Annotated in this window: 16 protein-coding genes and 1 pseudogene; 14 read left to right on the top strand and 3 right to left on the bottom strand. The window is 68.6% G+C overall.

The annotated features are described in order from the left end of the window. The 11 genes from LQ938_RS10090 (at window position 1) to LQ938_RS10040 (ending at window position 13335) form a co-directional block, all read left to right on the top strand. On the top strand, window positions 1-927 hold the full coding sequence (locus LQ938_RS10090; RefSeq protein ID WP_223720719.1) for an ABC transporter permease: 927 nt from the start codon (window positions 1-3) through the stop codon (window positions 925-927). Further along, window positions 920-3046: a dipeptide ABC transporter ATP-binding protein gene (locus LQ938_RS10085; protein WP_223720720.1), complete on the top strand. Its 2127-nt coding sequence runs from the start codon at window positions 920-922 to the stop codon at window positions 3044-3046. The genes LQ938_RS10090 and LQ938_RS10085 overlap by 8 nt, the downstream gene beginning before the upstream one ends. Before the next feature lie 65 nt (window positions 3047-3111). Further along, window positions 3112-4794, top strand: coding sequence for an ABC transporter family substrate-binding protein (locus LQ938_RS10080; protein ID WP_223720721.1), 1683 nt, complete (start codon window positions 3112-3114; stop codon window positions 4792-4794). Between the two features lie 160 nt (window positions 4795-4954). Then, the gene (gene typA / locus LQ938_RS10075; RefSeq protein WP_223720722.1) at window positions 4955-6865 is read left to right on the top strand and encodes a translational GTPase TypA; all 1911 of its coding nucleotides are present in this window, start codon (window positions 4955-4957) and stop codon (window positions 6863-6865) included. A gap of 136 nt (window positions 6866-7001) precedes the next feature. Then, window positions 7002-7730 carry an AzlC family ABC transporter permease gene (locus LQ938_RS10070; protein WP_223720723.1) on the top strand — a complete coding sequence of 243 codons (729 nt, stop codon included), beginning with the start codon at window positions 7002-7004 and terminating at the stop codon, window positions 7728-7730. Next, a complete protein-coding gene (locus tag LQ938_RS10065) occupies window positions 7727-8041 on the top strand; it encodes an AzlD domain-containing protein (protein WP_223720724.1) in 315 nt (104 codons plus the stop codon). The genes LQ938_RS10070 and LQ938_RS10065 overlap by 4 nt, the downstream gene beginning before the upstream one ends. 235 nt (window positions 8042-8276) lie before the next feature. Continuing rightward, window positions 8277-8663 carry a DUF6113 family protein gene (locus LQ938_RS10060; protein WP_223720725.1) on the top strand — a complete coding sequence of 129 codons (387 nt, stop codon included), beginning with the start codon at window positions 8277-8279 and terminating at the stop codon, window positions 8661-8663. A gap of 10 nt (window positions 8664-8673) precedes the next feature. Then, window positions 8674-8994 carry a ferredoxin gene (gene fdxA / locus LQ938_RS10055; RefSeq protein ID WP_223720726.1) on the top strand — a complete coding sequence of 107 codons (321 nt, stop codon included), beginning with the start codon at window positions 8674-8676 and terminating at the stop codon, window positions 8992-8994. An 8-nt stretch (window positions 8995-9002) separates the two neighbouring features. Continuing rightward, window positions 9003-10112: a succinyldiaminopimelate transaminase gene (dapC, locus tag LQ938_RS10050; RefSeq protein WP_223720727.1), complete on the top strand. Its 1110-nt coding sequence runs from the start codon at window positions 9003-9005 to the stop codon at window positions 10110-10112. A gap of 157 nt (window positions 10113-10269) precedes the next feature. After that, entirely contained in the window at window positions 10270-11568 is a 1299-nt protein-coding gene (locus LQ938_RS10045) for a citrate synthase (RefSeq protein WP_223720728.1), read from the top strand. 138 nt (window positions 11569-11706) lie between these two features. After that, window positions 11707-13335: an L-lactate permease gene (locus LQ938_RS10040; protein ID WP_223720729.1), complete on the top strand. Its 1629-nt coding sequence runs from the start codon at window positions 11707-11709 to the stop codon at window positions 13333-13335. Between the two features lie 61 nt (window positions 13336-13396). Here the strand turns inward: LQ938_RS10040 and ppk2 are convergent. After that, window positions 13397-14197 (bottom strand): annotated as a pseudogene (ppk2, locus tag LQ938_RS10035) (polyphosphate kinase 2). Beyond that, window positions 14194-15150, bottom strand: a complete 957-nt coding sequence (gene dapD, locus LQ938_RS10030) for a 2,3,4,5-tetrahydropyridine-2,6-dicarboxylate N-succinyltransferase (RefSeq protein WP_223720730.1) — start codon at window positions 15148-15150, stop codon at window positions 14194-14196. Before dapD ends, ppk2 begins: the two are co-directional and overlap by 4 nt. Window positions 15151-15207: 57 nt before the next feature. Between dapD and dapE the strand changes: the two genes are divergently transcribed. The 3 genes from dapE to LQ938_RS10015 all read left to right on the top strand — a co-directional run bounded on the left by dapE (window position 15208) and on the right by LQ938_RS10015 (window position 17780). After that, window positions 15208-16281: a succinyl-diaminopimelate desuccinylase gene (dapE, locus tag LQ938_RS10025; RefSeq protein ID WP_223720731.1), complete on the top strand. Its 1074-nt coding sequence runs from the start codon at window positions 15208-15210 to the stop codon at window positions 16279-16281. Further along, on the top strand, window positions 16266-17486 hold the full coding sequence (locus LQ938_RS10020; protein ID WP_223720732.1) for a hypothetical protein: 1221 nt from the start codon (window positions 16266-16268) through the stop codon (window positions 17484-17486). Before dapE ends, LQ938_RS10020 begins: the two co-directional genes overlap by 16 nt. A 123-nt stretch (window positions 17487-17609) precedes the next feature. Further along, on the top strand, window positions 17610-17780 hold the full coding sequence (locus LQ938_RS10015) for a DUF3117 domain-containing protein (RefSeq protein WP_223720733.1): 171 nt from the start codon (window positions 17610-17612) through the stop codon (window positions 17778-17780). 140 nt (window positions 17781-17920) lie between these two features. Here LQ938_RS10015 and LQ938_RS10010 read toward each other — a convergent pair whose 3' ends face one another. Then, window positions 17921-18562: an O-methyltransferase gene (locus LQ938_RS10010; protein ID WP_223720734.1), complete on the bottom strand. Its 642-nt coding sequence runs from the start codon at window positions 18560-18562 to the stop codon at window positions 17921-17923. Window positions 18563-18620: the final 58 nt, after the last annotated feature.

The raw sequence follows: 18620 nt of genomic DNA, 5'->3' as shown, positions 1-18620 counted from the left end.
ATGTCCGTCATGCAGGAACAGGCTCTCGAGTCTCCTCTCGAGCCGGAAAACACCGTGTCCGGTGCCCGGCGGCCGCTGTCGCGGAACGCCCTGGTGTGGCTGCGCTTGAAGCGCATGCCGCGCTTCTGGATCGGCATCACGGTCGTCGTGGCCATCATCCTGTGGGCGTTCATCGGCCCGCTGCTCTATCCGTACGGCATCACCGACCGCGACGCGCTCAACATGGGCATGGGGCCGACCACGCTGCACTGGTTCGGCACGAACTCCATCGGGCAAGACATCTACGCCCAGACGCTGTCCGGCCTGCAGAAGTCCCTCGTCATCGGTCTCGTCGCCGGGCCCGCCGCCACGATCATCGCGGCGATCGTCGGTTCGACGGCAGGCTACGTCGGCGGATGGGTCGATCGGGTCATCCAGTGGTTCATCCTGCTGCTGCTCGTGATCCCCGCGTTCTTCCTCTTCATCCTCCTCAGCCCGCTCATCAAGGGGCTGTCCTGGGTGGTGCTGATGTTCTACATCGCGCTGTTCAGCTGGATGATCATGGCGCAGGTGGTGCGCAGCCAGACCCGGTCGCTCCGCAATCGGGACTTCGTGCGGGCGGCGCGGTACATGGGCATGCCCACCGGCAAGATCCTGCGGCGCCACATCGTGCCCAACATGGCCTCGATCCTGATCATCGACGCGACCCTCGGTGTCGTCTCGGCGATCATGTCGGAGACGGCGCTCAGCTACTTCGGGTTCGGCATCCAGAAGCCCGATGTGTCGCTCGGAACGCTTCTCGCCGACGGCACCGCCGCCGCGGTCACCCGGCCATGGCTGTTCGTGTTCCCGGCCTTCGTCCTCATCGCGCTGTTGTTCGCCATCAGCCTCGTCGGCGACGCGCTCCGCGACGCCATCGACCCCACGTCTGGAAACAACCGTGACTGACCCGCGCCCCGCGACCCCGACCCGGACCGGAACCCCGCTGCTGTCCGTCCGCGACCTCAGCGTCACCTTCCCGCAGCGCGAAGGTCCGGCCGTGCACGCCGTTCGCGGCATCTCGTACGACGTCTTCCCGGGGGAGTTCCTCGGGATCGTCGGCGAGTCGGGCTCAGGCAAATCCGTTTCGTCGCTGGCCATCATGGGGCTGCTGCCCTCGAGTGCCCAGGTCTCCGGTGCCATCGAGTTCGAAGGCACGTCCCTCCTCGGCCTCGACGACGCCAAGATGTCGCGCGTGCGCGGCAAGGGTCTCGCGATGGTCTTCCAGGACCCGCTCTCCGCGCTCACACCGGTCTACACCGTCGGCGATCAGATCAGCGAGGCCCTGCGGCTGCACGACGGCAAGCTGTCGGCGCAGGCGGCGGCCGCGCGCGCGGTCGAGCTGCTGAAGGTGGTCGGGATCCCGGATGCGGACCGCCGCGCGCGGGCCTTCCCGCACGAGTACTCCGGCGGGATGCGGCAGCGCGCGATGATCGCGATGGCGATCGCGAACGACCCGCAGGTGATCCTCGCGGACGAGCCGACCACAGCCCTCGACGTCACCATCCAGGCCCAGATCCTCGAGGTGCTGGAGACGGCCAAGGAGATCACCGGTGCAGCTGTCGTGCTGATCACCCACGACCTCGGAGTGGTCGCCGGTCACGCCGACCGGGTCGGTGTGATGTACGCCGGCAAGATGGTCGAGCTCGGATCGACCGACGAGGTGTTCGCCGCCCCCCACATGCCGTACTCGATCGGGCTGCTGCGCTCCGTCCCGAACATGATGACGGCGGGAACCCAGCGACTCGTGCCGCTCGAGGGTCGTCCGCCGTCCCTCGCTCACCTTCCCGCCGGCTGCCCGTTCGCCGCGCGCTGTCCGATCGCGATCGACGCGTGCCGCGAGGTCGAGCCGGCGCTGGTCGCGCACGACCCGGAGTCGCCCCTGCATGTCTCGGCCTGCATCCGTGCCGGCGAGATCGCGTCGGGCGAGCTGCGGCGTCCGGAGATCTTCCCCCGCCCCGAGCCCCTTCCGGCCGAGGAGCGCGCGGAGACCGATGGGGCCCCGGTCGTCGAGGTCACCGATCTGATCCGGCACTTCCCCCTCATGAAGGGGTCGGTGTTCCCGCGACGCGTCGGCACCGTCCGTGCGGTCGACGGGGTCTCGTTCACGCTCCGCCCGGGCCGCACGCTGGGCCTCGTCGGCGAGTCCGGATGCGGCAAGACCACCACGATCCTCGAGATCATGGAGATGACGGCGCCGCAGTCCGGCAGCATCCGCATCCAGGGAACCGACGTCGGATCCGCCACGAAGCGGGAGATCAACGCGCTGCGTCCGGGTGTCCAGATCGTCTTCCAAGACCCGATGGGCGCGATCGACCCGCGCCTGCCGGTCGGTGAGGTCATCACCGAGCCGCTGTGGGTGCAGGGAGCGTCGAAGGCGGAGCGAGACGCGCGCGTCACCGAGCTGCTCGAGCTCGTCGGACTCGACCCGGCCATGGCCGATCGGTACCCGCACGAGTTCTCCGGCGGCCAGCGTCAGCGCCTCGGCATCGCACGCGCGCTCTCGACCAACCCGGCGGTGCTCATCCTCGACGAGCCCGTATCGGCGCTCGACGTGTCGGTGCAGGCCGGCGTCATCAACCTGCTCGAAGACCTCAAGGACCGCCTCGGCCTGTCGTACCTCTTCGTCGCGCACGATCTGGCGGTCGTCCGCCAGATCGCCGACGACGTCGCGGTGATGTACCTCGGTCGGATCGTCGAGCAGGGTCCGATCGCCGAGATCTTCCACACGCCCCGGCATCCCTACACGAAGGCCCTTATCTCCGCGGCTCCGATCCCGGACCCGACGATCGAGCGGCAGCGCACGCGCATCCTGCTGAACGGCGATCTGCCCAGCCCGACGCAGGAGATCGAGGGATGCCGGTTCCGCACCCGCTGCCCGCTGTACGCGCTGCTCGATGAGAGCGCGCGCACGCGCTGCCGCGAGTCCGACCCGCAACTCGCCGCGCACGGTCGCGCACAGGTCGCCTGCCATCACGTGGATCGCTCCGCGTTGGTGGAACAGGCGGCACTGGCCGACGCGTCATGAACCCCCCGGTGAAGGCACCACGGCGCCGAGGTAACACAAGGAACACGAGAGGAAACGATCACATGATGAGGACACGAAGGGCCAGGACACTCGGCGCTCTGGCCATGGTCGGCGCGGCTGCTCTGCTGATCTCGGGATGCGCGGCCGGTAACACGGCCGCCCCGAGCGCCAGCACGAGCGCGGCAGACCTGCCCACCGTCGACTGGGACGCGGCGACCGCCGACGAGATCCAGGACGGCGGCACGCTCAACCTCGCGGTCGGCGCGCTGCCGGTCAACTACAACAACCTCGAGATCGACGGCAACGACGTCGACACGAACACCATCCTCGCGGCAACGCAGGGCGGCCCGATCAAGATCACGACGGATGGCGAGCCCGTTCTCAACGAGGACTACGCCTCGTCGGTCGAGCTCAGCAGCGAAGACCCGCAGGTCGTCGAGATGAAGCTCAACCCGAATGCGGTCTGGGAAGACGGCACGCCGATCACGGTCGCCGACTGGCAGGCCACCTGGCAGGCCAACAACGGCTCGAACGAGGCCTTCCTCTCCGTGTCGACGACCGGCTGGGACCAGATCTCGTCGATCGAGCAGGGCACCGATGAGTTCGACGTGATCATCACGTTCAGCACCAAGTACGCCGACTGGCAGGGTCTGCTGGGCCTCGTGCTTCCGGCATCCATTGCCTCCGACCCCACCGCGTTCAACGAGGGCTACCTCACGAAGGCGATGCCGTCGATGGGACCGTACGTGATCTCCGACATCGATCAGACCGGTCAGGTCGTGACCCTCACGCCCAACCCGAACTGGTGGGGCGACAAGCCCAAGCTCGACACGATCCTCTTCAAGGTCGTCAGCCAGGACCAGCAGGGGTCCTCGTTCGCCAACCAGGAGATCGACGCGCTCGAGATCTCGGCCAACGCCGACCTCTACGCGACGGCCCAGGCACGCTCCGACGCGGAGATCCAGGCCACGAACGGCCTGACGTGGACGCACCTCACCATGAACGCCAAGGAAGGGCCGCTCGCGGACGTCAACGTCCGCAAGGCCATCGCCTCGATCGTCAACCGCGAGCAGATCGCGGCCGCGGCCAACACGCCCGTCGGCGTGCCGGCTGTGACGCAGGGCTCCTACATCTTCATGGAGGGCCAGGACGGGTACGAAGACGACGCACTTCCGCTCGACCCCGCAGCCGCCGAGGGCTTCCTCGGTGACGCCGGCTACACGAAGGATGGCGACTCCTGGACGAAGGATGGTGCGCCGCTGACGCTCACCATCACGGTTCCCGCCGACACCGCGACGAACATCCAGCGTGCCGAGCAGGTGCAGGCCGACCTCGGTGAGTTCGGGATCCCGGTGGAGCTGACGACGGTTCCGGCCGCGCAGTACTTCAGCGACTACGTGATCCCCGGCAACTACGAGATGGTCTCCTTCTCGTGGCAGGGCACGGCCTTCCCGATCTCCTCGACCGAAGCGATCGTCTACCCGCTCGACTCCGGCCAGAACTTCACCGGCACGACCGACGAGTCGCTCGGAGACCTGTGGACGCAGGCCAACGAGGAGCTCGACCCGGCGAAGCGCATCGAGATCGCCCAGGAGATCAACAAGACGATCTGGTCGTACGTGCCGATCGTCCCGATCGCCCCGCTGCCCGAGGTCTGGGCCGTCAAGCAGGGTCTCGTCAACTACGGCGCGACGATGTTCGGCGTCTCCGCCACGGTCGACTGGACGCTGGTCGGCTGGAAGAAGTAACACCGGCCCGGTCTTCATGACCGGCCGGAACGGGGCGGGATTCTTCGGAATCCCGCCCCGTTCTGCGTCTGCGGCGGGCTCCCGGGCTCCTCTCGGCCGCCTGCGGTAGGCTGGGAGGGCCGGATCCCGGCGAAACCCCTAATCTTTGCAAGGAACTCTTATGGCGCGCGCCCTCCGCTCCGATCTGCGAAACGTCGCGATCGTCGCCCACGTCGACCACGGCAAGACCACTCTGGTCGATGCCATGCTTCGACAGACCGGGTCGTTCGGCTCGCACGAGCACATGGAAGAACGCGCCATGGACTCGAACGATCTCGAGCGCGAAAAGGGCATCACGATCCTCGCGAAGAACACGACGATCACCTACAACGGCGAGCACACCGACGAGCCGATCACGATCAACGTGATCGACACCCCCGGTCACGCCGACTTCGGTGGTGAGGTCGAGCGCGGCCTGTCGATGGTCGACGGTGTCGTTCTGCTCGTCGACGCGAGCGAGGGGCCGCTGCCGCAGACGCGCTTCGTGCTCCGCAAGGCCCTCGAGGCCAAGCTCCCGGTCATCCTGCTCGTCAACAAGACCGACCGCCCCGACGCGCGTATCGCCGAGGTCGAAGAAGAGGCGCACGACCTGCTCCTCGGACTCGCCTCCGACCTGCAGGACGACGTGCCCGACCTCGACGTCGACGCACTCCTCGACGTGCCGGTCGTGTACGCATCCGGTCGCGCCGGCGCCGCCTCGCGCAACCGCCCCGAGAACGGCGCGCTGCCCGACAACGACGACCTCGAGCCGCTCTTCGAGGCGATCATCGAGCACGTGCCGGCACCGTCGTACGACGACGACGCACCGCTCCAGGCGTGGGTCACGAACCTCGACTCCTCGCCGTTCCTCGGCCGCCTCGCGCTCCTCCGCGTCTTCAACGGCACGCTGAAGAAGGGCCAGACGGTCGCCTGGGTGCGCGCCGACGGCTCGACCAGCAACGCTCGCATCACCGAGCTCCTGAAGACCCGCGCCCTCGAGCGCTACCCGGCCGAGTCGGCGGGCCCCGGCGACATCGTCGCGATCGCGGGCTTCGAAGACATCACGATCGGTGAGACGATCGCCGACCCCGAAGATGTGCGCCCGCTGCCGCAGATCCACGTCGACGACCCGGCGATCTCGATGACCATCGGCACGAACACGTCGCCGCTCATGGGCAAGGTCAAGGGGCACAAGCTGACCGCCCGCATGGTCAAGGACCGCCTCGACCGCGAGCTCATCGGTAACGTCTCGATCCGCGTGCTCGACATCGGTCGTCCCGACGCGTGGGAGGTGCAGGGTCGCGGTGAGCTGGCTCTCGCCATCCTCGTCGAGAACATGCGTCGCGAAGGCTTCGAGCTGACCGTCGGCAAGCCGCAGGTGGTCACCAAGCAGGTCGACGGCAAGGTCCACGAGCCGTTCGAGCACCTCACGATCGACGCTCCCGAGGAGTACCTCGGCGCGATCACGCAGCTGCTGGCCGCCCGCAAGGGTCGCATGGAGAACATGACCAACCACGGCACCGGATGGGTGCGCATGGAGTTCATCGTTCCCTCGCGCGGCCTCATCGGCTTCCGCACCGAGTTCCTCACCACGACGCGCGGAACCGGCATCGCGAACGCGATCTCGCACGGCTACGAGCCGTGGGCGGGTCAGATCACGACCCGTCAGAACGGCTCGATCGTCGCCGACCGCTCGGGTGTCGTCACCCCCTTCGCGATCATCGGTCTGCAGGAGCGCATGTCGTTCTTCGTGCAGCCCACGCAGGAGGTCTACGAAGGCATGGTCGTCGGCGAGAACTCGCGCGCCGATGACATGGACGTGAACATCACGCGTGAGAAGAAGCTCACCAACATGCGTGCGGCGAGCTCCGACTCCTTCGAGTCGATGACGCCGCCGCGCCTGCTGACGCTGGAGGAGAGCCTCGAGTTCGCCCGCGACGACGAATGCGTCGAGGTCACCCCCGAGGTCGTCCGCATCCGCAAGGTCGAGCTCGACGCGACCGTCCGCGGTCGCAACGCCAGCCGTCTGAAGCGCCAGGACGCGAACGCCTGACCCACGGGGCAGCCGCTCGCGAGAGGGCATTCGGCCGGGCCGAGGATATTCCGTCACGGAACGTCCTCGGCTCGGCCGTTTCTCCTCGGCTCGGCGATTCTGTCGCTCTTCCTCAGCTCCTGGCTAGGCTCGAAGGATGGGCAGAACTGCGGATGCGGATGACGTCCGCCGCGCGACCCGTCAGGGACTCGCCGTCGCCCTCGCCACAAGCGCGTACGGCATCTCGTTCGGTGCGCTCGGGGTCGCTTCGGGGCTCGACGTGTGGCAGACCTGCGTGCTCAGCCTCCTCATGTTCACCGGCGGGTCGCAGTTCGCGTTCGTCGGAGTGATCGCGGCCGGCGGACTCGCGGCCGCGCCCGCCGCGATCGCCTCGTCCGCGCTCCTCGGGGTGCGGAACGTCGCGTACGGGATGCGGATGTCGCCCGTCGTGGGTGGCGGGTTCTGGCGCAAGGCTCTCGCCGCTCCGTTCACCATCGACGAGTCCACCGCGGTCGCTCTCGCCCAGACGCAGCCCCGCGCGAGGACGTGGGGGTTCTGGGTCACCGGCATCGGCATCTACCTGGGCTGGAACCTCTCGACCCTCCTCGGCGCGCTCCTCGGCGATGTGCTCGGCGACCCGCGGGCGTACGGACTGGATGCGGCGGCGGCGGCCGCGTTCCTCGCACTGCTCTGGCCGCGCCTGCGGGGGCGTCAGGCGATCGCCGTGGGCGTTGCGGCCGCCGTCGTCGCGACCGTTCTCACCCCGGCCCTCATGCCCGGAGTTCCGGTCCTGCTCGCGGCGGTGGTCGCCCTCGTCGTGGGCTGGTTCAACTGGTGGGATCGGCCGGCGGGCGCGCGCCCTCCGCATCCGGAGTCGAGCGAATGACCCTGTGGAACGCGGTGCTGATCGCCGCCATCGTCTGCGTCGTGCTCAAAACGGTCGGGTACCTCATCCCGACACGCTTCATCGAGGCGCCGCGCCCGGCCCGGATCGCCGATCTGCTGACGGTCGCCCTCCTCGGCGCGCTGGTCGCCGTGCAGGCGCTCGGTGCGGGTCAGGCGATCGAGATCGATGCGCGGCTGCCCGCCCTCGTGGTGGCGGGGGTGCTGCTGGCGCTGCGGGCGCCGTTCCTCGTGGTGGTCGCTGCGGCCGCCGTCGTCGCGGCGCTGCTGCGCCTCCTCGGCTGGGCCGCCTGAGCGGTCGGTCGCCTCGCGGTGGGACCGACCGCGCCCCGAGCGATCCCCACGCCAGCGCCCGCGGGAGCGAGCACCGCGCGTAAGTCCCCGTGCGGCTTCCTGAGACGAGGGCGATCTGCCGGGCCGAGGGCAATTCGCGCCGAAACCCCCTCTGCTCGGCTGATTCCCCTTATCTCGACGGGTGAGCGGACGCGTGCGGCATCCGTGCACGGGCGGCGCAGCATAGACTCCGCGGGTGGATTCTCGTTTCTCCCGTGTCGCCGCCTGGGCGATCGCCCTCGTCGTCGGCGTCGTGTACGGCGCAGCCGGCTCGCTCGCGCATTCCTCGTTCCTCGGCGTCGTGCCGGTCGGCCTGATGCTCGGCCTCGCCGGCTCGGCAGCCCTCGTCGTCGCGCTCCGTCTGCTCACCGGCGACCGCTGGGCCGCGCTCGCGGGCGGCGGCGGCATGATGCTGGCGACCTACTTCTTCTCGCAGCCCTCCCCGGGGGGTTCCGTGCTGTTCACGCAGCAGAACGAGATCCTTGCCCTCGTCTGGATGGCCGGCGTGCCGCTGGTCACGGCGCTCGTCGTCGCGTGGCCCGACCTGCGCGGCGTCGGTCGAGTCCGCTCCGAGGCGAACTAGACTCGAACCCGTGACGTATGTGATCGCTCTCCCGTGCGTTGATGTCAAGGATCGTGCCTGCATCGACGAGTGCCCTGTCGACTGCATCTACGAGGGCGAACGCTCGTTGTACATCCACCCGGACGAATGCGTCGACTGCGGGGCCTGCGAGCCCGTCTGCCCGGTCGAGGCCATCTACTACGAAGACGATCTGCCGGCCGAGTGGCAGGACTACTACAAGGCCAACGTCGAGTTCTTCGACGAGGTCGGGTCGCCCGGTGGCGCTGCCAAGGTGGGCGTGATCCCCAAGGATCACCCGTTCATCGCGGCGCTTCCGCCGCAGGGCGAGTAGGGCCGGTCGTGGGGGTCGCCGACCTCGCCGACTACCCCTGGGACGCGGTCGCGCCCTACGCGGACATCGCCCGCGCGCACCCCGACGGGATCGTGGACCTGTCAATCGGTTCGCCGGTCGACCCGACGCCCCGACTGATCGCCGACGCCCTCGCCGCGGCGACCGACGCGCATGCGTACCCGCTGACGGCCGGCACCCCGCCGCTGCGCGAGGCCATCGTCGACTGGTACCGCCGTCGACGCGGTGTCTTCGGGCTCACGCCCGCGAACGTCCTGCCGACGATCGGGTCAAAAGAACTCGTCGCCCTGCTGCCGCTTCTTCTCGGACTCGGACCGGCGGATGCTGTCGTGCACCCGCGTGCCGCGTACCCGACCTACGAGGTCGGCGCCCGGCTCGTCGGTGCGGAGCCCGTCGCGTCCGACGACCCGGCGGAGTGGCCGGCGCACACCCGGCTCGTCTGGATCAACTCGCCCGGCAACCCCGACGGGCGGGTGTGGGATGTGGCGGCTCTTCGACGCGCGCGTGAGCGGGCGGCCGAACTCGGAGCGGTCCTCGTGGGCGATGAGTGCTACGCCGAGCTCGGGTGGGAGGCACCCTGGGACACTCGGCCGGTGCCGTCGGTGCTCGATCCTGCGGTCACCGGGGGAGACCCGACCGGCGTGCTGTCGGTCTACTCGCTCAGCAAGCAGTCGAATCTCGCCGGATACCGAGCGGCCTTCCTCGCGGGTGATTCCGCCGTCGTCGCGCGGCTGCTGACAGCGCGGAAGCACCTCGGGCTCATCCCGCCCGCACCCGTGCAGGCGGCGATGATCGTGGCTCTCGCCGACGACGCGCACGTGCGGGAGCAGAAGGAGCGCTACGCCCGGCGTCGCGCCGTGCTGAAGCCCGCGGTCGAGGCCTACGGCTTCCGGATCGATCGTAGCGAGGCCGGCCTGTACCTCTGGGCGACGCTCGACGAAGACGCGTGGGCGAGCGTCGGACGACTCGCGGAGCTCGGCATCCTGAGCGGTCCCGGGCACTTCTACGGCGCGCATCACACACGTCACATCCGCCTCTCGCTCACGGCGAGCGACGAACGGATCGCCGCCGCCGCGCAGCGACTTTCGTCCTGCTCGTAGAAGTTCTCCAAGCGATTCTCCGATCCCTTGGAGGTTTCTATGGTTGGCCGCCACCCCGGCTAGGCTGTAGAACGTCTCGACGCGCCCCACACAAAGCGCGCCGGAGCGGACCCCCATCCGGAGGTCCCCTGACGACCATCGACCGCAAGGAGGCGCCATGAGCGATGCCGATTCGCCGCAGGAGAACGCAACTCTCACCGTCGGAGGTCGTACGGCCAATCTGCCCGTGCTCCACGGCACCGATGGCGCCCCGAGCATCGACGTCTCGACGCTGACGCGTCAAACCGGGCACACGACGCTCGACTATGGGTTCGTCAACACCGCCGCCACGAAGTCCGCGATCACCTACATCGATGGCGACGAGGGCATTCTGCGCTACCGCGGGTACCCGATCGAGCAGCTCGCGAAGAACTCGACCTACCTCGAGGTCGCCTGGCTCCTCATCTACGGCGAGCTGCCCTCGGCGAGCGAACTCGCCGACTTCGATAACCGCATCCGCCGGCACACGCTGCTCCACGAAGACCTGAAGCGGTTCTTCTCCGCTCTGCCGCACACCGCGCACCCGATGTCGGTGCTGTCAGCCGCGACCGCGGCGCTCTCGACCTACTACGAGAACCAGTCCGACCCGCACAACCCCGAGCATGTCGAATTGAACACGGTCCGGATGCTGGCGAAGCTGCCCGTCATCGCCGCGTACGCGCATAAGAAGAGCGTCGGTCAGGCGTTCCTGTACCCCGACAACTCGTTGAGTTTCGTCGACAACTTCTTGAAGCTGAACTTCGGCGTGCTGAGCGAGCGCTACGAGATCAGCCCGGTCATGTCGCGCGCCCTCGAGCGTCTGCTGATCCTTCACGAAGACCACGAGCAGAACGCGTCGACGTCGACCGTCCGGCTCGTGGGCTCGACCGGCGCCAACATCTTCTCGTCGATCTCGGCCGGCATCAACGCCCTCTCCGGGCCCCTGCACGGCGGCGCGAACGAGGCCGTACTCGACATGCTCGGCCGCATCCGCGACTCGGGCGAGAGCGTCGAACGCTTCGTCGAGCGGGTGAAGAACAAGGAAGACGGTGTGAAGCTCATGGGCTTCGGGCACCGCGTGTACAAGAACTACGACCCGCGCGCGAAGCTCGTGAAGGAATCCGCCGACGAGGTGCTCGCCGAGCTCGGTGTCAGCGACCCGCTTCTCGACCTCGCCAAGGAGCTCGAGGAGATCGCGCTCAGTGACGACTACTTCAAGGAGCGTCGTCTGTATCCCAACGTCGATTTCTACACCGGCGTGATCTACAAGGCGATGGGCTTTCCGACGCGCATGTTCACCGTGCTGTTCGCGATCGGGCGTCTGCCCGGATGGCTGGCGCACTGGCGGGAGCTCAACACCGATCCGCAGAGCAAGATCGGCCGTCCGCAGCAGCTGTACACGGGAGCACCCGAGCGCAATTACCCCGGTCTGGGCTGACGCTCACCGGCGCGTACCGGCGTTCGCGGCACCGATGTCGCGACACGCCAGTTTTCACGGCGCACATCCTATTCACAGCGGATTCAAACCCCATAGCGTGAGTCCTGGTCGCAACGCGCGACGTGAAAGGTGACTCCCATGTGGATTCAGACGACGGACCCGCTCGGTAACGCGCTCCTGTCGGCGGTGGTGGCCGCAATTCCGATCCTGGTGTTCCTGCTGGGGCTCGTGGTCTTCAAACTCAAAGGCATGGTCGCGGCTGCGATCGCGCTCGTGGTCGAGATCGTGGTCGCGCTCGCGGTGTTCGGCATGCCCGCACCGGCCGTGGCCGGCGCCGGCGTTCTCGGCTTCCTGACGTCGATCTGGCCGATCGCGTTCATCATCGTCATGGCCGTCTGGCTGTACCGCCTGGCTGTCGCCAGCGGCCGGTTCGCCGTCATCCGGTCCTCGATCGGCGGCGTCTCTCAGGACCAGCGCATTCAGGTGCTGCTGATCAGCTTCGCCTTCGGCGCGTTCCTGGAGGGTGCGGCCGGCTTCGGTGTGCCGATCGCGATCTGCGCGGCCCTGCTCGTTCAGCTGGGGTTCCGGCCGGTCAAGGCCGCCATGATCTCGCTCGTCGCGAACGCCGGAGCCGGCGCGTACGGCGCCATCGGCATCCCGGTCATCGTGGCCGCCCAGGTCACGGGTCTCGACGTGCACGAGCTCTCGCGCATGATGGTGCTGCTGCTCCAGCCTCTGACGCTGCTGATCCCGTTCCTGCTCGTGATGATCCTCGACGGCTGGCGCGGACTCAAAGAGACCTGGCCCGCCACGCTCGTGGTCAGCCTGGTGTTCAGCGGCATCCAGGCCGGCGTGCTGTGGTTCCTCGGCCCGGAGCTCGCTGACATCGGCGCGGGCCTCGGCACGATGGTCGCGGTGTTCCTGCTCGGTCGCGTCTGGCAGCCACGGCGCATCTTCCGGGAGGACGGCGCTGCGGTGCCCACTCCCGAGCGTCACTCGGTGCGAGACATCGTGGTCGCGTGGAGCCCGTTCTACATCCTCACGGCGTTCATCTTCGTGTGGAGCATCCCGGCCTTCAAGGCGCTGTTCGCCGCGGCCAACCCGGCGACGGGCGCGGCGGCCGGTCCGCTCGCGGGAACGGTGTTCACCTGGGCGATCCCGGGGCTGTCCGGTGCCGGAACCCGGCCGAACGGCGACCTGATCACCGCGGCGTGGAGCTTCACACCGCTCAACGCGACCGGTACGGCGATTCTGCTGGCCGTCATCGTCTCCTTTCTGACGACGAGGGCGCTCGGATGGCGCGACCTCTGGGTCGAGCTCGGTCGAACGCTTCGCGAGCTCTGGCAGGCGCTCGTGCTGATCGCCCTGATCCTGATGCTCGCGAACATCGCGAACTTCTCCGGCGGATCCGCCTCGATGGGTGCCGCACTCGCGGCGGCGGGACCGGTCTTCCCCTTGCTCGCCCCGATCATCGGCTGGATCGGTGTGTTCCTCACCGGCTCGGTCGTCAACAACAACACGCTGTTCGGGCCGCTGCAGGTGGCGACCGCATCCGGCATCGGAGCGGACCCCGCTCTGCTCGTCGCGGCGAACACCGCGGGTGGCAACACGGCGAAGGTCATCTCGCCGCAATCCATCGCCATCGCGGCGGGGGCCGTAGGCCTGTCGGGCCGGGAGAGCGAGATCCTCCGGGCGTCGATCCTCTACAGCCTCGGGATGCTCGTGTTCATCTGCGTCTGGAACTTCGCCCTGTCGATCATGTTCTGATCGCGACGAAACAGAACGCGCCGGGTGCGGATCACGCACCCGGCGCGTTCGTTCGTTCGGGTCAGGACAGCTCTGCGGCGTGGTCGGGGACGAGTCCCAGGCCCAGCTCTTCGCGAGGCGGGCGCTCGTAGCCTCCGGATGCGGGGCGCTCCGGGATGTCGATGTGCTCGTGCGGCACGGGGGTCCACGGGATGGCGCCGAGCAGATGGTGGATCATGTTGATCCGCCCGCGGCGCTTGTCCTCGTTGTCGACCTCGTGCCAGCGCGCTTCGGGAATGTCGGTGTGCAGCACCATCGCGTCTTTCGCCCGGGAGTAGTCCTCCCACTTGGTGATCGACATGACGTCGTTCGGGCTGAGCTTCCAGCGCCGCATGGGGTCTTCCGCCCGCGAGCGGAACCGCTTCTCCTGTTCGACGTCCGACACGCTGAACCAGTACTTCAGAAGCAGGATGCCGTCTTCGACCAGCATCCGCTCGAACAGCGGCGCCTGATGCAGGAACCGGTGGTACTCGTCGGGCGTGCATTACCCCATCACGTGCTCGACGCCGGCCCGGTTGTACCAGGAGCGGTCCATCAGCACGATCTCGCCGGCCGCGGGCAGGTGCGGCACGTACCGCTGGAAGTACCACTGGGACTTCTCCCGTTCGGTCGGCGCGGGCAGCGCGACGATCCGGGTGACGCGGGGGTTCAGGTACTGCGCGACGCGCGTGATCGTCGAGCCCTTGCCCGCCGCATCCCGCCCTTCGAAGATGACCACGATGCGCGCGCCGTTGCGCTGCACCCAGGCCTGCATCTCGACGAGTTCGGCCTGAAGACGGGCGAGTTCGGCGTTGTAGAGCTTCTTCTTCAGCCGCCCGCTCATGCGTGCAGCGCTTCGTTCAAGGTGACGCCGACGCCGGCGCGGCGGACGACTTCGATCGCTCCGCTCAACGAGTTCCGGCGGAAGAGCAGACCGTTCCGGCCGGAGAGGGTGGCTCCCTTGGCCGTGGGGCGGGCGCCGTCCGCGCCGGGCGCTTCGTCGGCGAGCACGATCTTGGAGCCGGCCGTGACGTAGAGGCCGGCCTCGACTACGCAGTCGTCGCCGAGCGAGATGCCGATCCCGGCGTTGGCGCCGAGCAGGGTGCGGGATCCGATCGACACGCGGTGCGTGCCGCCGCCGGACAGCGTGCCCATGATGGACGCGCCGCCGCCGATGTCGCTGCCATCGCCGACCACGACGCCCTGCGAGATGCGTCCCTCGACCATCGAGGTGCCGAGGGTGCCGGCGTTGAAGTTCACGAACCCCTCGTGCATCACGGTGGTGCCGGGGGAGAGGTACGCGCCCAGGCGCACTCGCGAGGCATCCGCGATGCGCACGCCCGGCGGGGTCACGTAGTCGAGGAGCCGCGGGAACTTGTCGAGGCTCTGCACCTGGATGCCGGCCGCCAGCAGGGCCGGTCGTCGCGCGGCGGCGACATCCGGATGCACGGGTCCCGCGTTCGTCCACGCGACATTCGGCAGGTGCCCGAAGATCCCGTCGAGGTTCACCTCGCCGGGACGCACGAGGCGGTGCGACAGGGCGTGGAGCCGGAGGTAGGCATCGGCGGTGGATGCGGGCGCCGCATCCGGATCGATCCGCACGGTGACGATCGTGCGCGTCACGCGACGGCGCTCGTCGGCGCCCTCGAACTCGCGCAGCTCCTGCGCGGCGGCGTCCGCGTCGGCGGGGGAATCGCCCGCGTCGATCCGCGGCCGCGGGAACCAGGTGTCGAGGACCGTCCCGTCTTCGCTCGTCGTCGCCAGTCCCGTGCCTGATATCGCTCGCTGTTCCGTCACGGCACCAGGCTATCGGCCTCGCACGCGCGTCGATCAGCGCTCGCTAGAGTGGACGGCATGCCCGAGCTCGATCTGTCCCTGAGCTCGATCGAGCTCACCCGCCTGATCTGCGACGTTCCGAGCGTGTCCGGCGACGAGACGACGCTCGCCGACATGATCGCGGATGCGGTCAGCGCCCTGCCGCACCTCGACGTCTACCGCGACGGCGACACGATCGTCGCGCTGACCGATCGCGGTCGCGCTCAGCGCGTCGTGATCGCCGGTCATATCGACACCGTTCCGATCAATCGCAACCTTCCCACCCGCTTCGCCGACATCGACGGCGTCCCGTCGCTCTGGGGGCGCGGCACGGTCGACATGAAGGCGGGCGTCGCCGTGCAACTGCACCTCGCGGCAGAGCTCACCGACCCCCGGGCCGACATCACGTGGATGTGGTACGACCACGAGGAGGTGGATGCCGACCTCAACGGCTTGACGCGGCTCTCCCGGACCCGCCCCGATCTCTTCGCCGGTGATTTCGCCATCCTCGGCGAACCGTCGAACGGCCGCATCGAGGGCGGATGCAACGGCAACCTGCGCGCGATCGTCCGCACGCACGGGGTGCGCGCACACAGCGCGCGGGCGTGGATCGGCGAGAATGCGGTGCACGCGGCGGCCCCTGTTCTCAGCCGGCTCGCGGAGTACCGCCCTCGCACCATCGAGGTGGAGGGGCTGGAGTACCGCGAGGGTCTGAACGCGGTGCGCATCAGCGGGGGCATCGCCGGCAACGTCATCCCGGACCTCTGCGAGATCGAGGTCAACTACCGGTTCGCGCCGAGCCGCTCGGTCGACGAAGCGGAGGAGCACGTGCGCGACGTGTTCGCCGGGTTCGAGGTGGATGTGGTCGACCGCGCCGACGGAGCGCGGCCCGGACTCGACGCGCCGCTCGCGAAGGAGTTCCTCCAGGCCGTCGGCGGCGTACCGCGCCCGAAGTACGGCTGGACCGACGTCGCGCGGTTCTCGGCGCTCGGGGTGCCGGCCGTGAACTACGGTCCCGGCGACCCGAGCCTCGCCCACCACGACGAGGAGGCCGTGCCGCTCGCTCAGATCGACGACGTCGAACGCGGACTCCGCACGTGGCTGACCCGCTGACCACACGCCTCGCTGCGCGCTGGGCGGGCTGGCCGGCGGCGCTCCGCATCGGCATCCTGTACCTCGCGGCGCGCGCGGTGACGACGGGATTCTTCGTCGCGGCGGCCGCGCTGTCGGGTCCGACCTCGCGATTCGGAGCGAACGCCACGGTCGGCGATCTCGCGATGGGGTGGGATTCGACCTGGTACTGGTTCGTCGCCGTGAACGGCTACCCGGCGCAGCTGCCGCTGACCGACACGGGACTCGTCGCCGAGAACCAGTGGGCGTTCATGCCGCTGTACCCGTTCCTCGCGGGGGCGCTCGGCACGGTGCTCGGCGGCTGGGGTGTGGCCGCCGTGCTCATCTCCCTCGTGGCGGGATACGGAGCGTCCTGGGCGCTGTACCGGATGCTGCGGCTGCGCCTGGACCGGAGCGCTGCGACGTGGGCGGTCGTATTCTTCGCGGCGGGGCCCCTGGCGGCGCTCTTCCAAGTCGGCTACGCCGAGTCGCTCTTCCTGTTCTGGCTGTTCCTCGCGCTCCTGCTCGTGATGCGGCGACGCTACGCGTGGCTGTACCTGCTCGTGCCGGTGATGGGCTTCACCCGACCCGGGGTGCTCGCGTTCTCGCTGTTCCTCGCGCTATTCGGCATCTGGCGCTGGTTCCGCCGCCGCGTCGAGCCGCTGCCCGCGCGCGAGGTCGTGCACATCGTCGCGTTGGGGCTGTGGGCGGCGGTCGTCGGCTTCTCGTGGCAGGTGATCGCGGCAATCGTGACCGGCGATGCCAGCGCCTATCTGGCGACCGAGCTGGCCTGGCGCCGCAACTGGATCCCCGATTCTCCGGGCCAGTTCTTCCCCTTCGACGGCTTCCTCGAGGCGACCCGGTTCTGGGCGGAGCAGTGGGGGTGGCCCGTCGTGCTCGGCTACGTCGTGCTCGGACTGCTGATCGTCGGCGTCGCGGCCGCTCTCCTGTTCGCGGCGCCGGTTCGCCGGCTGGGAGTGGAGATCAGCCTCTGGAGTGCGGCCTACCTGCTCTACCTGCTCGCGGTGTTCTTCCCCCAGTCGAGCATCTTCCGTCTCCTCCTGCCGGTGTCGCCGCTGTGGGGCGCCCTCGCGGTGCCACGGAGCACGGTATGGCGGATCGTGGTCCTCGTCGCCGGCCTCGCCGGGCAATGGTGGTGGATCTACAACATGTACGGTCTCGCGAACACGTTCTGGCGCATTCCGTGACGTTCCGCCGCATCCCATGACGCAAGATGGCGGCAAGAATACGCCCCATATGTGGACGGCGTCCGCGAGTTCCCCGCGGGACGATAAACTTAAGGTTCACGACATCCACGAAAGGGAGCCACGATGGCAGCCATGAAGCCGAGAACAGGGGACGGCCCGATGGAGGCTGTGAAGGAGGGGCGCCTCATCATCGTTCGCGTTCCGCTCGAAGGGGGCGGCCGTCTGGTCGTTTCGGTCAACGACGCCGAAGCCAAGGAACTGCACGGCGTGCTGAGCGAGGTCGTCGGCGCCTGAGCCGATCATTCACTTCTTCATACGCCGAACGGCCGGTCCCGAAAAGGGCCGGCCGTTCGTCATGTCACGCCGGCCGTTCGTCATGTCACGCCGGCCGTTCGTCATGTCACGCCGGCCGTTCGTCATGTAACGCGGGTGCGTTACGCGCGGTTCTCGTCGATCGTCGTGAGCTGCAGGAGGCCCTCGCCGACGATCGACAGTGCGCCGATGACCGCGGGGGAACCCTGGGTCTCCTGGATGAGCGAACGGTAGGCGCTCGTGATCGGTTCCCGGCGCACAGGATCGGCAACGGCGCCGCCGGCCAGCACTCGCGGCACGAGCACGAGACCGCCCGGGCGAACCAGCCGGAGTCCATGTTCGACGTACTCGATGACGCCATCCGGATCCGCGTCCACGAACACGATGTCGTACGACGCCTCGTTCATGCGGGGGAGGACGTCGGACGCCCGCCCCGTGATGAACCGGGCGCGTGCGGGCGGAACCTTGGCATCCGAGAACGCGCGGCGAGCGGTCGCGAGGTGCTCCGGCTCTTTGTCGATGGTGGTGAGGATGGCGCGCGGCGCACCGTGCAGCAGCCACAGTCCCGACACTCCCGCGCCGGTGCCGATCTCCACGATGTTCAGTGCGCGGGATGCGGCCGCGAGCACCGCGACCTGCGCGCCGACGCGAGCGCTGATGGGGTCGGCGCCGATCTCCAGGGCGTGTGTGCGTGCGCGTGCGATGTGTTCGGGTTCGATGATGGCCTCGTGGGCGAACCTGTCGCTGGCGTCGTGTCCGGGCATGCTTCCTCCGCCGTCAGCCTATGCGCGCGGGCGGCCGTCGACCGGCAGGCGCGGCGGT

Origin of the sequence: Microbacterium sp. cx-55, assembly GCF_021117345.1 — a bacterium.
Taxonomy (GTDB): domain Bacteria; phylum Actinomycetota; class Actinomycetes; order Actinomycetales; family Microbacteriaceae; genus Microbacterium.
The sequence above is the reverse complement of the archived record's forward strand: the minus strand, read 5'-3'. Positions and strand labels throughout refer to the sequence as shown.